Annotated in this window: 18 protein-coding genes; 10 read left to right on the forward strand and 8 right to left on the reverse strand. The window is 34.0% G+C overall.

The genetic code is table 11. The features are described 5' to 3' along the window. Nucleotides 1-2: 2 nt before the first annotated feature. The 5 genes from D1818_RS15195 to D1818_RS15215 all read left to right on the forward strand — a co-directional run bounded on the left by D1818_RS15195 (nucleotide 3) and on the right by D1818_RS15215 (nucleotide 4219). Nucleotides 3-503: a GNAT family N-acetyltransferase gene (locus tag D1818_RS15195; protein WP_118459838.1), complete on the forward strand. Its 501-nt coding sequence runs from the start codon at nucleotides 3-5 to the stop codon at nucleotides 501-503. After that, nucleotides 500-1831 (forward strand): MATE family efflux transporter, encoded by a 1332-nt coding sequence (locus D1818_RS15200; protein WP_118459839.1) that lies wholly within the window; start codon nucleotides 500-502, stop codon nucleotides 1829-1831. The genes D1818_RS15195 and D1818_RS15200 overlap by 4 nt, the downstream gene beginning before the upstream one ends. 213 nt (nucleotides 1832-2044) lie before the next feature. Beyond that, nucleotides 2045-2812, forward strand: a complete 768-nt coding sequence (locus D1818_RS15205; RefSeq protein WP_118459840.1) for an enoyl-CoA hydratase/isomerase family protein — start codon at nucleotides 2045-2047, stop codon at nucleotides 2810-2812. A 138-nt stretch (nucleotides 2813-2950) separates the two neighbouring features. Next, the gene (locus D1818_RS15210; RefSeq protein WP_118459841.1) at nucleotides 2951-3403 is read left to right on the forward strand and encodes a 6-carboxytetrahydropterin synthase; all 453 of its coding nucleotides are present in this window, start codon (nucleotides 2951-2953) and stop codon (nucleotides 3401-3403) included. Between the two features lie 33 nt (nucleotides 3404-3436). Continuing rightward, nucleotides 3437-4219, forward strand: coding sequence for a UDP-2,3-diacylglucosamine diphosphatase (locus D1818_RS15215; RefSeq protein ID WP_370449362.1), 783 nt, complete (start codon nucleotides 3437-3439; stop codon nucleotides 4217-4219). A gap of 43 nt (nucleotides 4220-4262) precedes the next feature. Here the strand turns inward: D1818_RS15215 and D1818_RS15220 are convergent, their stop codons facing one another. From D1818_RS15220 to D1818_RS15235, 4 genes are all read right to left on the reverse strand, one after another. Continuing rightward, nucleotides 4263-5828: an Ig-like domain-containing protein gene (locus D1818_RS15220; RefSeq protein ID WP_118459842.1), complete on the reverse strand. Its 1566-nt coding sequence runs from the start codon at nucleotides 5826-5828 to the stop codon at nucleotides 4263-4265. 207 nt (nucleotides 5829-6035) lie between these two features. Next, complete coding sequence (locus D1818_RS15225) at nucleotides 6036-7010, reverse strand: ABC transporter ATP-binding protein (RefSeq protein WP_118459843.1); 975 nt, start codon at nucleotides 7008-7010, stop codon at nucleotides 6036-6038. Between the two features lie 79 nt (nucleotides 7011-7089). Next, a complete protein-coding gene (locus tag D1818_RS15230; RefSeq protein ID WP_118459844.1) occupies nucleotides 7090-9258 on the reverse strand; it encodes a prolyl oligopeptidase family protein in 2169 nt (722 codons plus the stop codon). Between the two features lie 304 nt (nucleotides 9259-9562). Then, nucleotides 9563-9934: a DoxX family membrane protein gene (locus D1818_RS15235; protein WP_118459845.1), complete on the reverse strand. Its 372-nt coding sequence runs from the start codon at nucleotides 9932-9934 to the stop codon at nucleotides 9563-9565. 142 nt (nucleotides 9935-10076) lie between these two features. Here D1818_RS15235 and D1818_RS15240 point away from each other — a divergent pair, with 142 nt between their 5' ends. Further along, on the forward strand, nucleotides 10077-12623 hold the full coding sequence (locus tag D1818_RS15240; protein ID WP_118459846.1) for a M14 family zinc carboxypeptidase: 2547 nt from the start codon (nucleotides 10077-10079) through the stop codon (nucleotides 12621-12623). An 85-nt stretch (nucleotides 12624-12708) separates the two neighbouring features. Here D1818_RS15240 and D1818_RS15245 read toward each other — a convergent pair whose 3' ends face one another. The 4 genes from D1818_RS15245 to D1818_RS15260 form a co-directional block, all read right to left on the reverse strand. Beyond that, nucleotides 12709-13701, reverse strand: a complete 993-nt coding sequence (locus tag D1818_RS15245) for an aspartate-semialdehyde dehydrogenase (RefSeq protein WP_118459847.1) — start codon at nucleotides 13699-13701, stop codon at nucleotides 12709-12711. Nucleotides 13702-13940: 239 nt separating this feature from the next. Beyond that, nucleotides 13941-14348, reverse strand: coding sequence for a large conductance mechanosensitive channel protein MscL (gene mscL, locus D1818_RS15250; protein ID WP_108804728.1), 408 nt, complete (start codon nucleotides 14346-14348; stop codon nucleotides 13941-13943). A 102-nt stretch (nucleotides 14349-14450) separates the two neighbouring features. Then, nucleotides 14451-15563, reverse strand: coding sequence for an alanine racemase (alr, locus tag D1818_RS15255; protein WP_118459848.1), 1113 nt, complete (start codon nucleotides 15561-15563; stop codon nucleotides 14451-14453). Continuing rightward, on the reverse strand, nucleotides 15556-16203 hold the full coding sequence (locus D1818_RS15260; RefSeq protein WP_118459849.1) for a thymidine kinase: 648 nt from the start codon (nucleotides 16201-16203) through the stop codon (nucleotides 15556-15558). Before D1818_RS15260 ends, alr begins: the two co-directional genes overlap by 8 nt. Nucleotides 16204-16373: 170 nt before the next feature. Between D1818_RS15260 and D1818_RS15265 the strand changes: the two genes are divergently transcribed. Genes D1818_RS15265 through D1818_RS15280 form a run of 4 tightly spaced genes read left to right on the forward strand, consistent with a single transcriptional unit; the run spans nucleotide 16374 to nucleotide 18605 of the window. After that, entirely contained in the window at nucleotides 16374-17171 is a 798-nt protein-coding gene (locus D1818_RS15265) for a hypothetical protein (protein ID WP_118459850.1), read from the forward strand. 60 nt (nucleotides 17172-17231) lie between these two features. Beyond that, nucleotides 17232-17579, forward strand: coding sequence for a DoxX family protein (locus tag D1818_RS15270; RefSeq protein ID WP_118459851.1), 348 nt, complete (start codon nucleotides 17232-17234; stop codon nucleotides 17577-17579). Between the two features lie 3 nt (nucleotides 17580-17582). Beyond that, complete coding sequence (rsmI, locus tag D1818_RS15275) at nucleotides 17583-18254, forward strand: 16S rRNA (cytidine(1402)-2'-O)-methyltransferase (protein ID WP_118459852.1); 672 nt, start codon at nucleotides 17583-17585, stop codon at nucleotides 18252-18254. Between the two features lie 3 nt (nucleotides 18255-18257). Continuing rightward, the gene (locus D1818_RS15280) at nucleotides 18258-18605 is read left to right on the forward strand and encodes a HopJ type III effector protein (RefSeq protein ID WP_118459853.1); all 348 of its coding nucleotides are present in this window, start codon (nucleotides 18258-18260) and stop codon (nucleotides 18603-18605) included. The last annotated feature ends 191 nt before the right edge of the window (nucleotides 18606-18796 follow it).

Raw genomic sequence — 18796 nt, forward strand, 5'->3', positions numbered from 1 at the left:
GTATGATTCGTAAAGCAGTACCTTCTAATCTAGATACTATTCATAAATTAACGCAAGCTTGTGCTAAGGCTATGATTGCTAGAGAAATTTATCAATGGAATGAACATTATCCTACCCGATCTCGTTTTGAGAAAGATATAGAACTACAAGAATTATATGTTTTAGAAGAAAATAATATCATTATGGGTATTATCGTAGTTACAGAACTTATGGATGAAGAATATATTCCGATTGAATGGCTTACCAAGAATCAAAACAATTTATATATACATCGATTAGCAATACATCCGGATTATTGGGGTAAGGGATATGCACAACGATTAATGAGTTGGGCAGAAACGTTTGCAGAAAAGAAAGGTTACGAATCTATTCGTCTAGATACCTTTAGCCAAAACAAAAGAAACCAAAAGTTTTATGAAACCAGAGGATATAAAAGATTAGGAGATATTTTTTTTCCAAAACAAAGTGAACATCCTTTTTATTGTTATGAATTGGTATTGTGAGTAGTGTTATAAGTTTTAAAAATATAAACCGCTTGGCAATTCCGGCAATTATAGCAGGTGTTGCAGAACCAGTGTTGTCTGCCACCGATACTGCAATTGTGGGAAATATTCCGGTAAATGGTACAGAGTCTCTTGCTGCAGTTGGAATTGTGGGATCATTTTTGTCTATGTTGATATGGGTGCTAGCGCAAACTCGTGCAGCAATCTCCGCCATTATTTCGCAATATTTAGGAGCAGGGAAACTGGATGAAGTAAAGACACTACCTGCACAAGCAATACTTTTTAATATTGGCCTAAGTATAACAATTCTTCTTATTACTGTACCTTTTATTAAAGAAATTTTTATACTTCTAAAAGCCGAAGGTCAGGTGTTAGAGTATTGTATTTCATACTATGGCATTCGAGTATGGGGATTTCCTTTATCATTATTTGTATTTGCTGTTTTCGGAATTTTCAGAGGACTTCAAAATACATTTTGGCCCATGATTATTGCACTTATTGGAGTCGTAGCAAATGTTATATTGGATTTTGCTTTGGTTTATGGAATAAAAGGAATTTTGGAACCGATGCATCTCGAAGGCGCGGCGTGGGCAAGCCTTTTTTCACAGATCCTAATGGCTGCCTTATCATTTATTTTATTGATTAAAAAGACAGAAGTATCACTACGATTAGAAAAACTTTGGCATCCAGAAATGAAACGTTTTTTAGTGATGAGTGGGAATCTTTTTATTCGCTCACTGGCGTTAAATACTACATTGCTTCTAGCAGTAAGAGAAGCGACAAGTTTAGGGACAAATTATATTGCAGCTCATAGTATTGCTATACAATTATGGTTGTTCTTTGCGTTTTTTATTGATGGATATGGTGGTGCTGGTAATATTTTGGGCGGACGATTATTAGGGGCTAAAGACTATAAAAACCTAGTTGCAATGTCTAAGAAAGTAAATATATATGGAATTGTAGTAGCATGTCTTTTAGGTGGTTTTTCTTTCTTGATGTTAGAACAATTAGGGTTGATTTTCACTAAAGATCCGGAGGTGTTAGCTATATTTAGTGGTTTCTTCTATTTAGTTTTACTTGCATTACCCATAAATGCATTAGCGTTTGTTGGTGATGGAATATTCAAGGGGCTTGGAGAGACTGGATTTTTGCGGAATGTACTTTTAGGCTCTACATTTCTTGGTTTTGTTCCTGCATTATTAATCGCTAGATATTTTGATTGGAAACTCCATGGAATATGGATCGCTATTACTGTTTGGATGTTGATCAGAGGATTAGCATTGGTAATAAAATTTAGAAGTAAGTATTATCCATTGGCCGCTACTTAAAATGCGAATTTTAAGATTGCCATTACTATAATTACATATAGACAAATAAGTATAGCTGCTAGTCTGAATTTTTGCAAATACTTTTTTTCCATATACCAAATGTAATTTATAAAATGAAAAATATAAATACGTGGAAATACGGGTTTATATTATGGTCTGAGACTTAGTATAAGAATCTAAAATATTATCTATTTTTATCAAAAATCTAGTAAAATGACTACCACAAGAACTAACGGAAGTTTATATACACACTCAGAAAATCATATTGCCACTGTAGAATTTGGACATCCGGCAAGTAATTCTTTCCCATCAGAGCTATTAGAGAGATTAACAAATGCTATTAATACTTTGTCCAATGACCCTTCGATTCACGTTATTATTTTGAAATCAGAAGGAGAAAAAGCATTTTGCGCAGGAGCTTCTTTTGATGAATTAGTTGCGATCACTAATCTAGAAGAAGGGAAAAAATTCTTTTCAGGATTTGCTAATGTAATAAACTCAATGCGAAAATGTAAACAACCAATTCTTGGCAGAATACAGGGAAAAACTGTAGGTGGCGGTGTTGGTTTAGCTTCAGCATGTGATTATTGTATGGCAACGGAAGCTGCATCAATTAAATTGAGCGAACTAACGATTGGTATTGGACCTTTTGTTATTGAACCAGCAGTATCCAGAAAAATAGGATTAGCAGCTTTTGAAGCATTGGCTTGGGATGCATCTCAATGGAAAAATGCCTATTGGGCTAAGGAAAAAGGAGTGTTTACCAGAGTATTCGAAACTATTACAGAGCTGGATAAAGAAGTTCAATTGTTTGCAGAAAAATTAGCAAGCTATAACCCACAGGCTATACAGGCAATGAAAGAAGTAAATTGGAAAGGAACAGATCATTGGGATAAATTATTAACAGAAAGAGCTGAGGTATCTGGAGAATTAGTATTGTCAAAGTTTACCAAAGATGCATTAGAAAAATTCAAAAAATAAAATATGGATGTACTCAATTTTTTAGGAGGAAATGGATTGTTCCTGATTTTAGGAATCATATTAGTAGTAGTTTACTTTTATAATAAAAGAAAGAGAAGATAATGTTCATTAACTTTGCAGAAAGTTACAAAGCGACAAATGAGTAAGATCAGAATTACCAAACAATTTTCTTTCGAAACCGGTCATGCATTATATGGTTATGATGGCAAGTGCAAAAATGTCCATGGACATAGTTATAAATTGGGTGTTACCGTTATCGGAAGTCCTATCACCGACACGTCTCATGTAAAATTGGGAATGGTTATCGATTTTGGAGACCTTAAGAAGATTGTAAAAGAAGATATAGAAGATATCTTTGATCACGCAACTGTTTTTAATAAGAACACGCCGCACATAGAGTTGGCTAGAGAATTAGAAAAAAGGGGCCACAATGTTATTTTAGTAGATTATCAACCTACAAGTGAAAATATGGTAATTGATTTTGCTAAAAAAATTAAAGCAAGACTTCCAGAGAATATACTATTACATTCTCTAAAGCTTCAGGAAACCGAAACTTCTTTTGCTGAGTGGTATGCATCTGATAACGACTAATAATAAATATTTTTTTATCATCTAACAACGTACATGAAACTTATAAATCTTTCAGAAGGTAAAAAGATATATTTTGCATCAGATAATCACTTAGGAGCTCCAACTACAGAGAAGAGTTTTCCAAGAGAGCAAAAATTTGTAAGCTGGTTAGATGAGATTAAAAAAGATGCCGCCGCAATTTTTTTATTAGGTGATCTTTTCGACTTTTGGTTTGAATATAAAACGGTTGTTCCTAAAGGGTTTACAAGAACATTAGGGAAACTAGCAGAGATTACTGACGCCGGAATTCCTGTATACTATTTTGTGGGGAATCATGATCTTTGGATGAATGGTTATTTTGAAGAAGAATTGAACATCCCAGTGTTTCATAAACCTCAGGAATTTACTTTTAACAATACAACATTTCTTATTGGTCATGGAGATGGTTTAGGACCAGGAGACAAAGGGTACAAACGTATGAAAAAAGTGTTTACCAATCCTGTTGCTAAATGGTTTTTTAGATGGTTACATCCAGATTTAGGAGTAAAGTTAGCGCAATACCTTTCCGTAAAAAATAAATTAATCTCAGGAGATGAGGATGTTACTTTTCTAGGAGAAGATAACGAATGGTTGGTGCAATACTGTAAGCGAAAACTAGAGGCTAAACATACAGATTACTTTGTTTTTGGACATAGACATCTTCCAATGGAAATTGAACTGAATTCAAATTCGAGATATACCAATCTAGGAGATTGGATAGTGCATTACACTTATGCTGTTTTTGATGGCAAAGAAATGAAGTTGGAGAAATATAAAAAAGATAATAAAAGCGGATAACCTAGATTGATTATCCGCTTTAAAAAAAATCTAAGGATTGATTTTATTGTTTCGTTATTTTTTTAGTAATCACGGTGTTATCCAATCGTACCTTTATAATATAAAGCCCACTAGAAAGCATACTTTGTTTCATTTCATTTAATGAAATAGATTTGGTACCTGATTCCATAGCACCAGTATTCTTTTTTGCAATACTATTTCCTTTTAGATCTATAATTTCAATAGAAGAATATGTCACTTTTTTAGGCAATGAGATCGTTAGGTTAATGTCATCAGAGCTCATAGGAATTGGGTATACGCTAATCGAAAAAGGCTCTGTACTTCCTTTAACTAATTCATTTAGCCTGGTTGTGTTTAAGCCTTTAATAATAAATTTTTCCCAAAGCCCAACAGCATCTCTATTACAGTTGATAGCATTGTTCCCATTTTCGTGACTTACATACTTGCCATTATTTCCTTTTATGGCATAAAGGTCACCTCCTAGAGATTCTAAGGTGAATTTTTCCCAAGATCCTACAGCATTTCTATTACAGTTCATAGGCTTGCCTCCATTTTCAGAACTAACATATTTGCCATTATTACCTTTAAAACTAACCGTTCCGTTTCCTGCTGATTCAACAGTAAATTGTTCGTTTGTTCCTGCAGAATTTCTGTTGGCTTGCATCGTTCTAGTACCACCTTCAGAACTTACATATTTGTTAATACTTTGTCCTAGTATTGTTACAAAGTCGTTAGTTCCTCCTCCACCATCTCCATTGCCTACGGTAAAAGAAATAGTTTTTGTTGTTTTAGCTCCTTTATTATCAGTAGCTTCGGCTTTTAATGTATAACTTCCTTCAGGAAGATTCTTTAAGGCATTATCCTGATTATTGTTATTCCAGGTGTAAGGAGTAACATTTTCTTGTCTTATAAAAGAATTATTAAGATATAGGCGTACGTTACTAACACCATCACTGTCAGTTGCAGTAACAATAGCTTCTACAGTCGCAGGAGCTGAAAAAGTGGCGTTATTAGATGGAGTTGTAAATGAGGTGTTTGGTCCTGTATTATTTCCGCCTCCGTTGCCATCTCCACCAAATCGAGGCCTGGAACTTAACCAGTCCATATCGAATTTAGGTCCTTTACATTGACATCCTTTACTACCTTGGTCAACACGACCAGGACATACTTTCTCATCTTTAATTCTCTTACCTTGTATCGTAATGGCGTCTCCATGTCCAGGTTCGTTACCACATTGTATAGTATTATATCTGGGGTCTCCATTTGCTAGATCCCTATAGCTAGGATGTTGTTTAAGCTCATCACAAATATCTTTAATATTTCTCCCTTGCCCATTGATATCGATTTTGAAATTACCAACACCGTGATCAAAAGAAGATTTACAGAAACAAAAGCCATTTGCCTGATAGCTATCCTTCCACGAATTTGCATTAGGAACAATTCTCACACCTTGGTCAAAAGTATCCTGACCAGTACAACCTGTATCTGGGACATTGGCTATAGCCTTATCGGTTGGACTTTGTCGTTGCACGTTCGATTGCTGTGCAAGCATTAGGTTAGCAGTAAATAAAACTGCCAAAATGTTTAAAATAAATAATTTACGTTTCATAGTTGTTGGTTTTAAGGGTAAGTAGTTTATAAGGTACTATTAATTTTTGGACATAAGTGTCAAATCTACCATCTATAAAAATACTACAATTAAGCGAACTCGAAAAGTGAAAAATAGAATTCGTAAGGAATCAACTAGTCTTCGTAAAGACTGGTCAGACAATCTGTAAAAATTATTTCTTATAGTTTTATAACTACATGAGAACTATTATCTAAAAGTTCTAGAGGTGATTGTTTCTTTAGAGACCTCTATTTTGATTTCATGTGAATTCATTAGGGCTTCTGAGTGTTCAATAAAAATAATTTTATTGTTAAAAATAGCTTCAACTAGAAAATGATTTCCGTTAAAATAGGATTTTTTAACTCGAGCTTTTAGATTAGAATCTTTTACTATTTTTAATTCATGTGGATATACGAGAATCGTTTTATCACTATCAGAATCTGGTATAATGGTAGAAATTAGTAATTCGTTTACTTCACCAAAAAGTGAGGCAATATAATAATTATCCGGATTTTGATATATGCTATGAGTATTCCCTTTGGTAATAATCTCACCTTTATGAATTACAATAGTTTCTTCGGCAAAGGATAGTATGTCTGTTTTATCGTGAGTCGCAGTAATACTAGTAATCTTATTTCTTTTTAAGTAGGCGAATAGATTTCTGCGTAAAGAACTTCGTCTGAAATTATCAATATTTCCAAAAGGTTCATCTAATAATAATAACTCTGGCCTTTTAGCAAGTGCTTTTGCCAGTGCAACTCTTTGTTTTTGACCCCCACTTAGGTTTTCAATTTTAATATCAGCAAATGGAGTCATTTCGACTATTTCCAGAAGCTCATTGACGCGACCAAGTTTTAGTTCTGGTTCAAAATTAGATAGATATTGACCTATATTTTCTGAGACAGTTCTATAGGACATCAGTTCAAATCCCTGAGAAAGATATTTCATGTTTTCTTGTCCAGGAACTAAATTATAGGCTGGTCCTAATATCTTTTGATCATCCCAAAATAGTGTCCCTTGATCTACATCCAAAAGCCCATAAATGATTTTTAGCAATGTGCTTTTTCCGCAACCACTAGCTCCAATAAGTGCGATATGTTGCCCTTTTTCAATAGTAAAATTGATGTTTTTTAAAACCGTAGCGGTATCATAAGCGAAGGAAACATTTTGAACTGTAAGCATATTTCAAATATAAATAACTTCAACAAAAAAATCCGTCTCTTTTAAGAAAACGGATCTTTTAATTTAAATAATAATATAATTATCCTTTTATCTCATCATTTACTTGTTCTGGTAAAACTTCATATCCCATATTGAATAACGTAAAGCTAAAAATATCAGCGTACTGTTCAATTGTTTTTTTGACAGGTGTACCTGCTCCGTGGCCAGCATTCGTTTCTATTCTTATCAATGTAGGATTGGTTCCTTTTTGTTTTGCCTGCAATTCTGCTGCAAATTTAAAAGAATGTGCAGGTACAACACGATCATCGTGATCTCCAGTAGTAACCAGTGTTGCCGGATATTTTACACCTTCTTTTACATTATGTATTGGAGAATATCTTTTTAGATATTCAAACATTTGTTTATCATCTTGTGCAGTTCCATAATCATATGCCCATCCTGCACCAGCTGTAAATGTATGATAGCGTAACATATCCAAAACACCCACTGCAGGTAGTGCTACTTTCATTAAATCAGGGCGCTGTGTCATTGTAGCTCCTACTAACAAGCCTCCGTTTGAGCCTCCTCTAATAGCTAGATACTCACTAGAAGTATATTTATTTTCTATTAAATATTCAGCAGCAGCAATAAAGTCATCAAATACATTTTGTTTTTGCATTTTGGTTCCTGCATCGTGCCATTTTTTACCATATTCACCACCACCTCTTAAGTTAGGAACTGCATAAATACCACCTTGTTCCATCCATACGGCATTGGCAATACTAAAAGAAGGTGTAAGGCTGATATTAAATCCGCCATAACCATATAAAATAGTAGGATTTTTACCAGTAAGTTCAGTTCCTTTCTTATAGGTAATAATCATTGGGACTTTAGTACCATCCTTAGAATCATAAAAAACTTGCTTACTTTCATAATCTTCCGGGTTAAAGTCAATTTTTGTCTTACGATATAATTCTGAAGTACCTTCTTCAATTTTATATTTGTAGATACTTCCTGGGGTTTTGTAATTGGTAAATGAATAATATAATTCCTTTTCTTCTTTTTTGGTTCCAAAGCCTCCTACACTTCCTACTCCCGGTAATTTTACATCACGTACTAGTTTTCCGTCATAATCATATTGTAATACTTTAGACACTGCATCTACCATATATTCTGCAAAGAAATAACCGCCACCTTTGCTAGGACTTAAAACATTTTCGGTTTCCGGAATAAAATCTTTCCAGTTTTCGGGTGTTGGATTAGTTGCACCTACCGTTACAATTTTTTGATTCGGAGCATTAAGATTAGTTACAAGGTATAGTTTAGATTCTACATTTTCGATTACATAGGTATCACTTTCTGTTGTGTCTAAAATAGTAACCAATTTACTATTTGGCTTCGTTAAATCTTTAATGAATAACTTATTTCCAGAAGTGGAAGTACTAGCGGTAATAACCAAATATCGGTCGTCTTCGGTTACACGACCACTGGTATATCTGTGTTTTTCCTCTGGCGTACCACCAAAAACTAATGTGTCATCTTTTTGAGGAGTTCCCAGTTTATGATAATATACTTTGTGCTGGTCTGTTTTAGCAGATAGTTCGCTTCCTTTAGGTTTATCATAGCTAGAATAGTAGAAGCCTTCATTTCCTTTCCAGGACATTCCAGAAAATTTAATATCTACCAATGTGTCTTCTATAATTTCTTTGGTTTCTGAATTTTTAATAATTATTTTTCTCCAATCGCTACCGCCTTCAGAAATCGAGTAGGCTAGAAGTTTTCCGTTTTTAGAAAAACTAATTCCTCCTAAAGAGGTTGTTCCATCTTCACTAAAAGTATTTGGGTCTAAAAATATTTCAGGTTGATCACCTTCATTTTTAAATCTATAGATTACATATTGATTTTGTAATCCGTCGTTTTTATAAAAATAGGTATAGTCACCTTCCTTAAATGGTGGTCCAACTTTTTCATAGTTCCACAGTGTAGATAATCGTTTTTTTAGTTGATCTCTATAAGGTATGCTATCCAGATAATCAAATGTTACTTTGTTTTGCTCAACAACCCAGTTTTCGGTTTCTTTACTACGATCATCTTCTAGCCAACGATAAGGATCTTCGACCTTGGTATCAAAATAAGTATCTATAGTATCTACTTTTTTAGTTTCAGGGTAATTCAATGGAATAATAGTTTTAGCAGTTTCTATTTTTGTTTCTTCTTTACATCCTATTATAAATGAGATCAAAAATAATATTAAAAGCGATTTTTTCATGATGAGTTAAATTTTGCAGTCTAATAATTAGCTGAATATTATTTATTTCATAGGTTATTCAACTTATTTTTAACACTTATAGCGAGTTAACGCACAAATCTATTAAAAGTCCTAACTGCAATATGCTAAAGAAAGTATAAAAAAAGACTGCTCTAATTACGATCATATAGTTATTACACATTTGAGTGTTGCTTTGGGGTTTAGCAACGCTTCTGATCGTTTAATGTAGAGCAGTCGGAATTTTCCGTCCCCTAAGAAACGAAAAATTTTGCTTTTATGCCAGCAAAATTATAGGAGTAACGTGTTAAAATAAGCTTTTGAAAGTATTCCAATTTGCGTAAATTAGAAATGCATTCATCAGAAAAACAAATGCTCCGGGAGCTATATTTGCAGGATCAAGAGTAGCGTGAAAGAGGATGATGTTTACAGAAATAGGAGCCATTAATACTAATGCAAAAGGCACTGCCTTATTACTCACCAATAAAAGTCCGACAATTACTTCGATCAATCCAACGGTTTTAAGGATGTAACTACTTGCTAATGCTCCAAAAAGAACTCCTGCCTCTGGATTAGCAAATTCAAAATCAGGTAAAAAACCGATAAATTTATTACTTCCAAAAACGATTAATAAGACTCCTAATAGGATTCTTAAGGCTAATATTAATTTAGTATTCATTGTTTTGTTTTTTTATTGTTAAGTGATGTATTAGAGGAGGAAATGTTAAAAACCTTACAAATGTTATTAAAAGCCGGAGTTAAAAAAATATCTTACACCTATTGAAAACTAACTAATTGAAGTAATTTTAATACTATAAATAATGAGGTTCACACATTTTCTAACACTCACTTTTTTTATCTCTTTACTATGTATAGCTCCTGTTATTGGGCAAGACTATTTTTTAAAAGATAAGGCTCCTTTTTCTTCAGAAATTCCCACACCCAAGGAATTTCTGGGATATCCAATAGGTGAGCAACATACACGTCATGATCAAATTGTGGAATATCTTACAAAGCTTGCAGAATTATCGGAAAGAGCTTCTATTAAGAGCTATGGAAAAACTCATGAGAATAGAAAATTAGTCATATTAACGGTTTCCATGCCTGATAATCTAAATAATCTGCCAAAACTTAAAGAGCAGCATTTAGCATTTACGAAAACTTCTATTACACCTACAAACTATAATGATGTGCCAATCTTTGTTCAATTAGGGTATAATGTTCACGGTAATGAACCTTCCAGTTCTGAAGCGGCCATGCTAACAGCTTATACCTTAGTCGCTTCTAACAGCTCGGAAATAAAAACATATCTGGATAATGCGGTTGTATTTATTGATCCTACGATTAATCCAGATGGACGGGAGAGACATACCCAATGGGCTAATCAGTTCAAAGGAAATCCATTAGTAAGTGATCGTTATGATGCTGAGCATAACGAAGGATGGCCTCGTGGTCGAACGAATCATTATTGGTTTGATCTTAATCGAGATTGGCTACTTGGAATCAATCCAGAAAGTCGTGGAAAATTAACCTGGTATCACGAATGGTATCCAAATGTGGTAACGGATTTTCACGAAATGGGTACGAATAGCACCTACTTTTTTGAGCCCATGAAGCCCATCGGTTCGCATGACCCTATCATGCCTAAAGAGAATTATGAAGATCTAAATAATCTATTTGCACCATATTTTTCTAATGCTTTGGATAATATAGGATCTTTTTATTTTACAAAGGAAGCCTTTGACGGGACATATCCGGGTTATGGATCTTCTTATCCTGATTTACAGGGCGCATTGGCTTTATTATTTGAACAAGCCAGTTCTAGAGGGCATTTGCAGGATACAGATTATGGAACTATTTCATTTCCTTTTACAATTAGAAATCAGTACGTTTCAAGCATAGCTACCATAAAAGCTGCGGTAGAGAATAAAGGGACACTCCGTAAGTATCAACAAAACTTTTTTAAATCTGCAATAAATAACGAAGCAAAGAGTACTATTGCAGGATACGAGTTTGGAGATGCTTATGACCAAAATAGAAATAAAGCTTTTATTGATAAATTATTACTTCATAAAATTAAAGTATATAAAAAAGGAGACCGATATGTGGTACCGGTAAAACAACCTCAAAAACGAATGGTACAGACCATTTTCGAAACCTATAATAAATATCGAGATAGTGTATTTTATGATGCTTCGGCTTGGAGTGTTGCCAATTTTTATAATTTGAAATATAAAGGATTGAAATCTATAAACTTAGGAGAAGAAGTCAGTTCTACCGAGGGAATAGCTACTATTACAAAGGTTTCAAAATCCAATTATGCGTATATCTTAGATTGGGATGATTATAACGCCCCAGCTGCATTATATCATATGCAATCTAAAGGACTATTGGTTGCTTCGGCCTTTAAACCATTTAGTATCATAACCTCCAATGGAAATAAAAGCTTTAACTACGGAAGCGTTTTGATTCCAGTAAGCAAGCAGAAAAAAAATAGTGATGAAGTATTTACAATAGTCAAGGAAGTACAAGAAAAATTTAATGTCCCCATTTTTAGTACAAATACCGGATTTAGTACATCAGGAATTGACTTAGGAAGTGGTAATTTTAGAAAACTGGATACTCCCAAAGCACTTTTATTGATTGGTGATGGAGTAAATTCTTATGAAGCAGGAGAGGTATGGCATTTATTGGATACTCGAGTTCATATGCCAATAACCAAGTTAAGAATGAATATGTTTAATAGAACTCCTTTAGAAGAATATAATACCTTAGTTATGGTGTCTGGAAGATACCAACAACTAGATTCTCTTCAACAGAAAAAAATAAAAGAATGGGTGTCTTATGGAAATACATTGGTTACTATTGCGAATGCCTCGAAATGGATCATTGATAACAAAATGGTGAAAGAGAAGTTAACCAAAAAAGAAAAGGACACGACAAAGAATGAAGTTGTAAAACGATTACCATATGTGGATGCAGGCGAAAATATCGGGCGAGAACGAGTTGGAGGTGCAATTTTCGAAGTAGATTTGGATATTACACACCCTTTAGGTTTTGGATATCGATATAATTCATTACCGGTTTATAAAAACAATGAAGTATTTATTGCTCCTAGTAAGAACCCATATGCTACCGTGGCAAAATACACAGAAGATGCGCATATTGATGGATATGTATCTAGTGATAATTATGAGAATTATTTAAAACCATCAGCCTCACTGTTAGTGAGTGCTATAGGAAGTGGTAGGGTAATTCTCTTTGCGGATAACCCTAATTTTAGAGGTTCGTGGTACGGAACTAACCGGCTATTTCTGAATGCATTATTTTTAGGAAAACACATATATGTTCCTAGAGTGAGAGAGTAATTCTAATTTGTAAAATTAGAAATAAAGAAAAAACCCTTGTTATACTTTTGAGATAACAAGGGTTTTAATAATAAAGGTTGGTTATTTAGCCGATTAAATTATTTTCTATTAAGTATTCTCCAATCTGTACAGCGTTAGTAGCTGCTCCTTTACGAAGATTATCTGATACGATCCACATATTAAGAGCATTCTCTGTGGAGTGATCTCTTCTGATTCTGCCTACAAAAACATCATTTTTTCCTTCTGCATAGATAGGCATAGGATAGGTGTTGGTATCTGGATTATCCTGTACGGTAACTCCAGAAGTATTATTTAACAACTGACGAATTTCGTTTTCCTGAAATTCATTGTCAAATTCGAGGTTTACACTCTCACTATGCCCTCCAACAACCGGAATTCTAATGGCTGTAGCGGTAACAGCGATAGTGCGATCATCAAGGATTTTCTGAGTCTCATTAACCAACTTCATTTCTTCTTTAGTATATCCATTTTCTTGGAATGCATCACAATGTGGTATAGCATTACGATGGATTGGATATGGATATGCCATTTCACCCTTCTCACCTGCGTATTCATTCTCCAACTGTTGTACGGCTTTTACTCCTGTACCAGTAATAGATTGGTATGTAGAAATAACTGCACGTCTGATTCCATATTTTTTATGCAAAGGGCCTAATGCCATCACTAATTGTATCGTTGAACAATTAGGATTAGCAATAATCTTATCTTCTTTGGTTAGCTCTTTAGCATTAATTTCTGGCACCACCAACTTCTTGGTAGGATCCATTCTCCAAGCCGAAGAATTATCAATTACCGTAATTCCAGCATCAGCAAATTTAGGAGCCCATTCCTGAGAGGTACTTCCTCCCGCAGAAAACAATGCTACATCAGGTTTCATATCTATAGCAGTGGCTAATCCAACTACTGTGAATTCTTGATTTTTGTATGATATTTTTTTACCAACAGATCTTTCTGAGGCTACAGGAATTAATTCCGTTACCGGAAAATTACGTTCTTCTAATACTTTTAACATTACTGTGCCCACTAATCCAGTGGCACCTACAACAGCTACTTTCATCTGCTTTATTTATTATTGACTTCTTAATGACACAAAAATCGGTCTTTGTTTTTAAATTCCAGCAAATGTGCTAATTATTTCTATAAGAATAATGATTTTTTGAGAAATCATATTAATTTAAACATTTTGTTATTTATTTAACACTCTGTAAAAAAGAACCGCTCTGTTTATAGAGCGGTTTAGTTAGAATATGTAGTATAGCGGTAGCTATAGATAATTCATTTTAGTATAGTTAGATTTTACTTTTTAAGTAAATCTCTAATTTCAGCTAATAACTCTTCTTGAGTTGGACCAGCTGGTTCAGCAGGAGCTTCCTCAACAGGCTTCTTAGTTTTGTTATATGCTTTTACAATCATAAACATTACGAATCCAACGATAATTAAATTAATAATGGTGTTAATCCAAGCTCCATAAGTAATTGCATTTTCAGCTGTTGTTATCGCTCCTGTAGCATCTACAACTGCTTCTTGAAGAATAATTTTTTTACTACTAAAATCCATTCCACCCGAGAAATAACCTACAACAGGCATTACAATATTGGATACAAACCCTTTGACAACGCCTCCAATTGCAGTTGCCATAATTACAGCAACAGCAAATTCAACGACATTACCAGTCATAATAAACTCTTTAAATTCTTTAAGCATGATATATTTTATTTAGTTAGTGATTATATTACCAAAATACGTAAAAAAACAATGAAGAGTGAAAAGAATGTTAAAAAATACAGGCGTAGAATTCGATGAAATTCAATTATTATCGATGATGACACGTTTTACTCTTGGAGAAATTGCTGTAAGAAGTTCATAAGAAATAGTACCTGCATCTTCAGCGATTATCGCCGCAGAAGAAGTGTTGTCAAAAATAATTACCTCATCTCCTTCATTACACTCAATATCTGTGATGTCTATCATAATCATATCCATACACACATTACCAATGATATAAGCTTTTTTACCGTGTACTGTAACAAAGCCTTTTTTATTTCCGTACTGCCTTCCGATACCGTCAGCATGTCCGATTGGTATGGTTGCTGTTTTAATAAAACCCTCTGCCTTAAAAGCTCTGTTGTATCCCAAAGTTTCTCCAGGTTCTAACATATGGATCTGAGAGATAATAGATTTTAAAGATGCTACAGGTTTTAATGCATTATCATAAATTGCCTCATTACCATATCCATATAAGCCTATTCCTGTGCGCACCATATCAAAATGTGCTTCGGGGTAGTTTAGCACTCCCGAAGTGTTGGATTGGTGAAGGATTGGTGTATAACCTAATGCTGCAATCATTACTGAAGCAGTTTTCTTAAATGAATTGATCTGGTTTATGGTAAATTCTTTTTCGTTGTGATCTTCACTTGCCGCAAGATGAGAGAATAGAGATTGTATTTTGATTGTGTTAGTTTTCTTTAAATGATCTATGATGTATTCCACATCATCCTCCCAAAAACCTATTCGGTTTAATCCAGTATTAAATTTAATATGAACAGGATATTCCTTTTGTTTTTCAACCTCAGCTACGGCTATAAATTCTCTTAAAACCCTTGAACTATAAAGACTAGGTTCTAGTTGATAATGTATTAATACCGAAAAATTTATGGGTTGAGGATGTAGCACTAGTATCGGGGTTGTGATTCCTGCTTCTCGTAACGCAATTCCTTCAGAAACGTAAGCGACAGCAAAATAATCCGCTCCTATTTTTTCCAGGTGCTTAGCCATAACCACAGCATCACTTCCATATCCTGCAGCTTTTACTACAGCTAATAGTTTAACATCTGGTTTAAGCTTACTTCTTAAATAATTATAATTATGAGTAAGGTGAGCCAAGTTAATTTCTAGAATGGTTTCTTTTACACTACTCATTAGATTTTTCAGAATTTTTAGATAATTCTTTAGGATCAGTGACCTCTATTTCTTTTACATGTTCTTTTAGTGAAGCTTTATAATAAGCGGCGCGACTTAGGGGTTCATATTCATCGGTTTCTCCGAGTAATACTAAATCGTCTTTTTTTGATTTTCGAAAACTAAACTGGGCAAGATTACCAGTTCGGGTACAAACCGCATGAACTTTGGTAACATATTCTGCAGTAGCCATAAGTGCCGGCATGGGTCCAAAAGGATTTCCTTTAAAATCCATATCTAATCCTGCAACGATTACACGAATACCTTTATTAGCCAAATCATTGCAAACACTTACAATTTCATCATCAAAAAATTGTGCCTCGTCAATGCCTACCACATCACAGGTATCTGCTAGAATTCTAATATTAGCGGCTGCTGGAACCGGAGTAGAACGAATTTCATTCGCATCGTGAGAAACAACCATTTCGTCATCATAGCGCACGTCGATGGCTGGTTTAAAAATTTCAACTTTCTGTTTGGCAAACTGTGCGCGTTTCAGTCTGCGGATCAATTCTTCGGTCTTACCCGAAAACATCGAACCACAGATAACTTCTATCCACCCAAATTGCTCTTTATGATTTACCGTATTTTCGAGAAACATTTTGTATTTTTCAGCGTCAATTAAAAGAAACCCTACTCCTTTAATACCAAATGAAATTTAAGACCATAGATGAAACAATCTTACATTTCAATTTATTATTTGGTATTGCTCTAAAGATGAGGTAAATTTATTAAAAAACAAAAAGCATAGCCCAAACGAACAAGAAAGTTATGAAGAAGAAATTGGAAGCAGAACTAATAAGCATTGCTCATAGGATATTACAACTTAAGGATAGATCTACCTTACCACAATTACAGGAAGAGGCCAGACAACTATATGAGAAAATAAGTATTCTAAATTTTGCAGAATCTCATTTCGCAGATATCCAACCAACAATAGGGCAGATTAAAGATGTTTTAGAAGAAGGTGATACAGAGATACGAGAAGAAACTATAAATAAGATAAAACCAAAACCTATTATAAATCTTGAGGAGGAAACTGAAGTAGAGGAGGTTTCAGAAACTATGTTTAATCTAGGAAACAGAACCATTGAACCGCCAATAGAGGAATTTGAAGAACAAAAACCTGAAATCATTATTGAAAAAATTAATGAGAAAGTGACTGAAGATCTTTTTGTACCTGTTCCAAAATTTACTGAAGAAAATGTTTCTCTATCCGAGCCTGCATATGAAAAAAATGATAAAGAAGAGATAGGATCAGTTCCGCAGAGCATGCCTATTTTAGATAAAGTCAATGATATAGATGAAAAGCCAAAATCACTTAATGACCAATTAAAAAAGGGTATAAATATTGGGCTTAATGATCGCTTGGCTTTTATAAAACACTTGTTTGATGGAAGTTCTACAGACTATAACAGGGTGCTTTCACAACTGAATACACTGAATAGCAAAAGTGGGGCGCGACAGTTTGTTAAGAATATGGTGAAACCAGATTATAATAATTGGGTAGGAAAAGAAGAATATGAAGAGCGTTTTATGGAGATTGTAACCAATAAATATGAATTCTAAGTAAGGATTAATGTTTTTTGATAACTAAAGCCCTCAAGAAATAAAATAACAACGATTTATATGAAAATTATCTACTGGATTGCTACGTTAGCAATGTGTGGAATTATGCTATTTTCTGCACAGATGTATTTTTTTAATACTGATATGGTACGAGGTTTTTTTGAAAGCCTAGATTATCCAACCTATTTAGTTATTCCTCTGGCGATTGCTAAAATTTGTGGGATCATTGTGATCCTTACTAATAAAATAAAATGGCTAAAAGAATGGGCCTATGCAGGCTTCTTTTTTGATATGGTACTAGCCTTTACTGCTCATCATATAAAAGATGACGGACAAGGATTGTTTGCAACTTTGGGCCTGATATTTTTAATCATATCATATACAACGAGTAAAAAAGTAAGACCTTAATACATGTCTAAACTATTCTTAGTTCCAACACCTATTGGTAATCTGGAAGATATGACTTTTAGAGCAATTAAAGTACTCAAAGAAGTCGATCTGATTTTGGCAGAAGATACCCGTACCAGTGGTAAATTGTTAAAACATTATGAAATTATGACACATATGCAAAGTCATCATATGCATAATGAACATAAAACAATAGAGCGTATTATCGGAAGATTACAAAGTGGTGAAACAATTGCATTAATTAGTGATGCAGGGACGCCAGCGATTAGTGATCCCGGATTCTTATTAACCAGAGCGTGTGTCGAAAATAATATAGCAGTAGAATGTTTGCCTGGTGCAACAGCATTTGTGCCAGCTTTGGTCAATAGTGGATTGCCAAACGACAAGTTCGTTTTTGAAGGATTTCTTCCGGTAAAAAAAGGAAGGCAAACCCGACTCAAAATATTAGCAGAAGAAACCAGAACAATGATTTTTTATGAATCTCCTCATAAGCTTATAAAAACATTAGGAAATTTCGTAGAATACTTTGGAGGAGATAGATTAGTTTCGGTATCTAGAGAATTAAGTAAACTTCACGAAGAAACCGTTCGTGGAACTGCAAAAGAAGTATTATCTCATTTTGAAAATAAACCTCCCAAAGGAGAAATAGTTATAGTAGTTGGAGGTAAAAAATAATATATGAACATATCTGAATTTATTAAAAAACTTAGAAACACTACAGCAGAGATAACATTTCAGAATACAATGGATATCATAGATGCTCATTATAGTTTTGAGCCTGTATCTTTTATTAATGGAAATATAACGAATCAAGCAGGAGAAAATTCTGGTTCTTGTAAGTTATTTTCTTTTGCGAAACTACAAAACCTAGAGAAAGAAGAAACACTACATTGTTTTGGGCAGTATTACAGAGATGTTCTGGAAAACCCTGAAGGAACGGATCATCAAAATATTCGTAATTTTATGAAAACAGGATGGAGTGGAATATCCTTTGAAGGTCAGGCGCTGACTAAAAGACTCTTATGATTTGTCATCATCACCTTCCTAATCTTTTCTGATTTCATCGATTGTTTTTAAGCTTACTGCTGTCGCTGAAGAAGATTCAGGTTCCAAAGAAAATGTGGTTAGTGAACTGGTCTGATCGCTCGTTTATTAGCACCCATAATTTATGTTTGGCCTATGAATTGGTGTTTTTGATGTATTTGATGAACTTGTTA

The organism is Aquimarina sp. BL5, from assembly GCF_003443675.1.
Lineage (GTDB): Bacteria > Bacteroidota > Bacteroidia > Flavobacteriales > Flavobacteriaceae > Aquimarina.

Coding starts and splice junctions, on each gene's coding strand:
- D1818_RS15195 (WP_118459838.1), top strand. CDS start 3: ATGATTCGTAAAGCAGTACCTTCTAATCTAGATACTATTCATAAATTA.
- D1818_RS15205 (WP_118459840.1), top strand. CDS start 2,045: ATGACTACCACAAGAACTAACGGAAGTTTATATACACACTCAGAAAAT.
- D1818_RS15210 (WP_118459841.1), top strand. CDS start 2,951: ATGAGTAAGATCAGAATTACCAAACAATTTTCTTTCGAAACCGGTCAT.
- D1818_RS15215 (WP_370449362.1), top strand. CDS start 3,437: ATGAAACTTATAAATCTTTCAGAAGGTAAAAAGATATATTTTGCATCA.
- D1818_RS15220 (WP_118459842.1), bottom strand. CDS start 5,828: ATGAAACGTAAATTATTTATTTTAAACATTTTGGCAGTTTTATTTACT.
- D1818_RS15225 (WP_118459843.1), bottom strand. CDS start 7,010: ATGCTTACAGTTCAAAATGTTTCCTTCGCTTATGATACCGCTACGGTT.
- D1818_RS15230 (WP_118459844.1), bottom strand. CDS start 9,258: ATGAAAAAATCGCTTTTAATATTATTTTTGATCTCATTTATAATAGGA.
- D1818_RS15235 (WP_118459845.1), bottom strand. CDS start 9,934: ATGAATACTAAATTAATATTAGCCTTAAGAATCCTATTAGGAGTCTTA.
- D1818_RS15240 (WP_118459846.1), top strand. CDS start 10,077: ATGAGGTTCACACATTTTCTAACACTCACTTTTTTTATCTCTTTACTA.
- D1818_RS15245 (WP_118459847.1), bottom strand. CDS start 13,701: ATGAAAGTAGCTGTTGTAGGTGCCACTGGATTAGTGGGCACAGTAATG.
- mscL (WP_108804728.1), bottom strand. CDS start 14,348: ATGCTTAAAGAATTTAAAGAGTTTATTATGACTGGTAATGTCGTTGAA.
- alr (WP_118459848.1), bottom strand. CDS start 15,563: ATGAGTAGTGTAAAAGAAACCATTCTAGAAATTAACTTGGCTCACCTT.
- D1818_RS15260 (WP_118459849.1), bottom strand. CDS start 16,203: ATGTTTCTCGAAAATACGGTAAATCATAAAGAGCAATTTGGGTGGATA.
- D1818_RS15265 (WP_118459850.1), top strand. CDS start 16,374: ATGAAGAAGAAATTGGAAGCAGAACTAATAAGCATTGCTCATAGGATA.
- D1818_RS15270 (WP_118459851.1), top strand. CDS start 17,232: ATGAAAATTATCTACTGGATTGCTACGTTAGCAATGTGTGGAATTATG.
- rsmI (WP_118459852.1), top strand. CDS start 17,583: ATGTCTAAACTATTCTTAGTTCCAACACCTATTGGTAATCTGGAAGAT.
- D1818_RS15280 (WP_118459853.1), top strand. CDS start 18,258: ATGAACATATCTGAATTTATTAAAAAACTTAGAAACACTACAGCAGAG.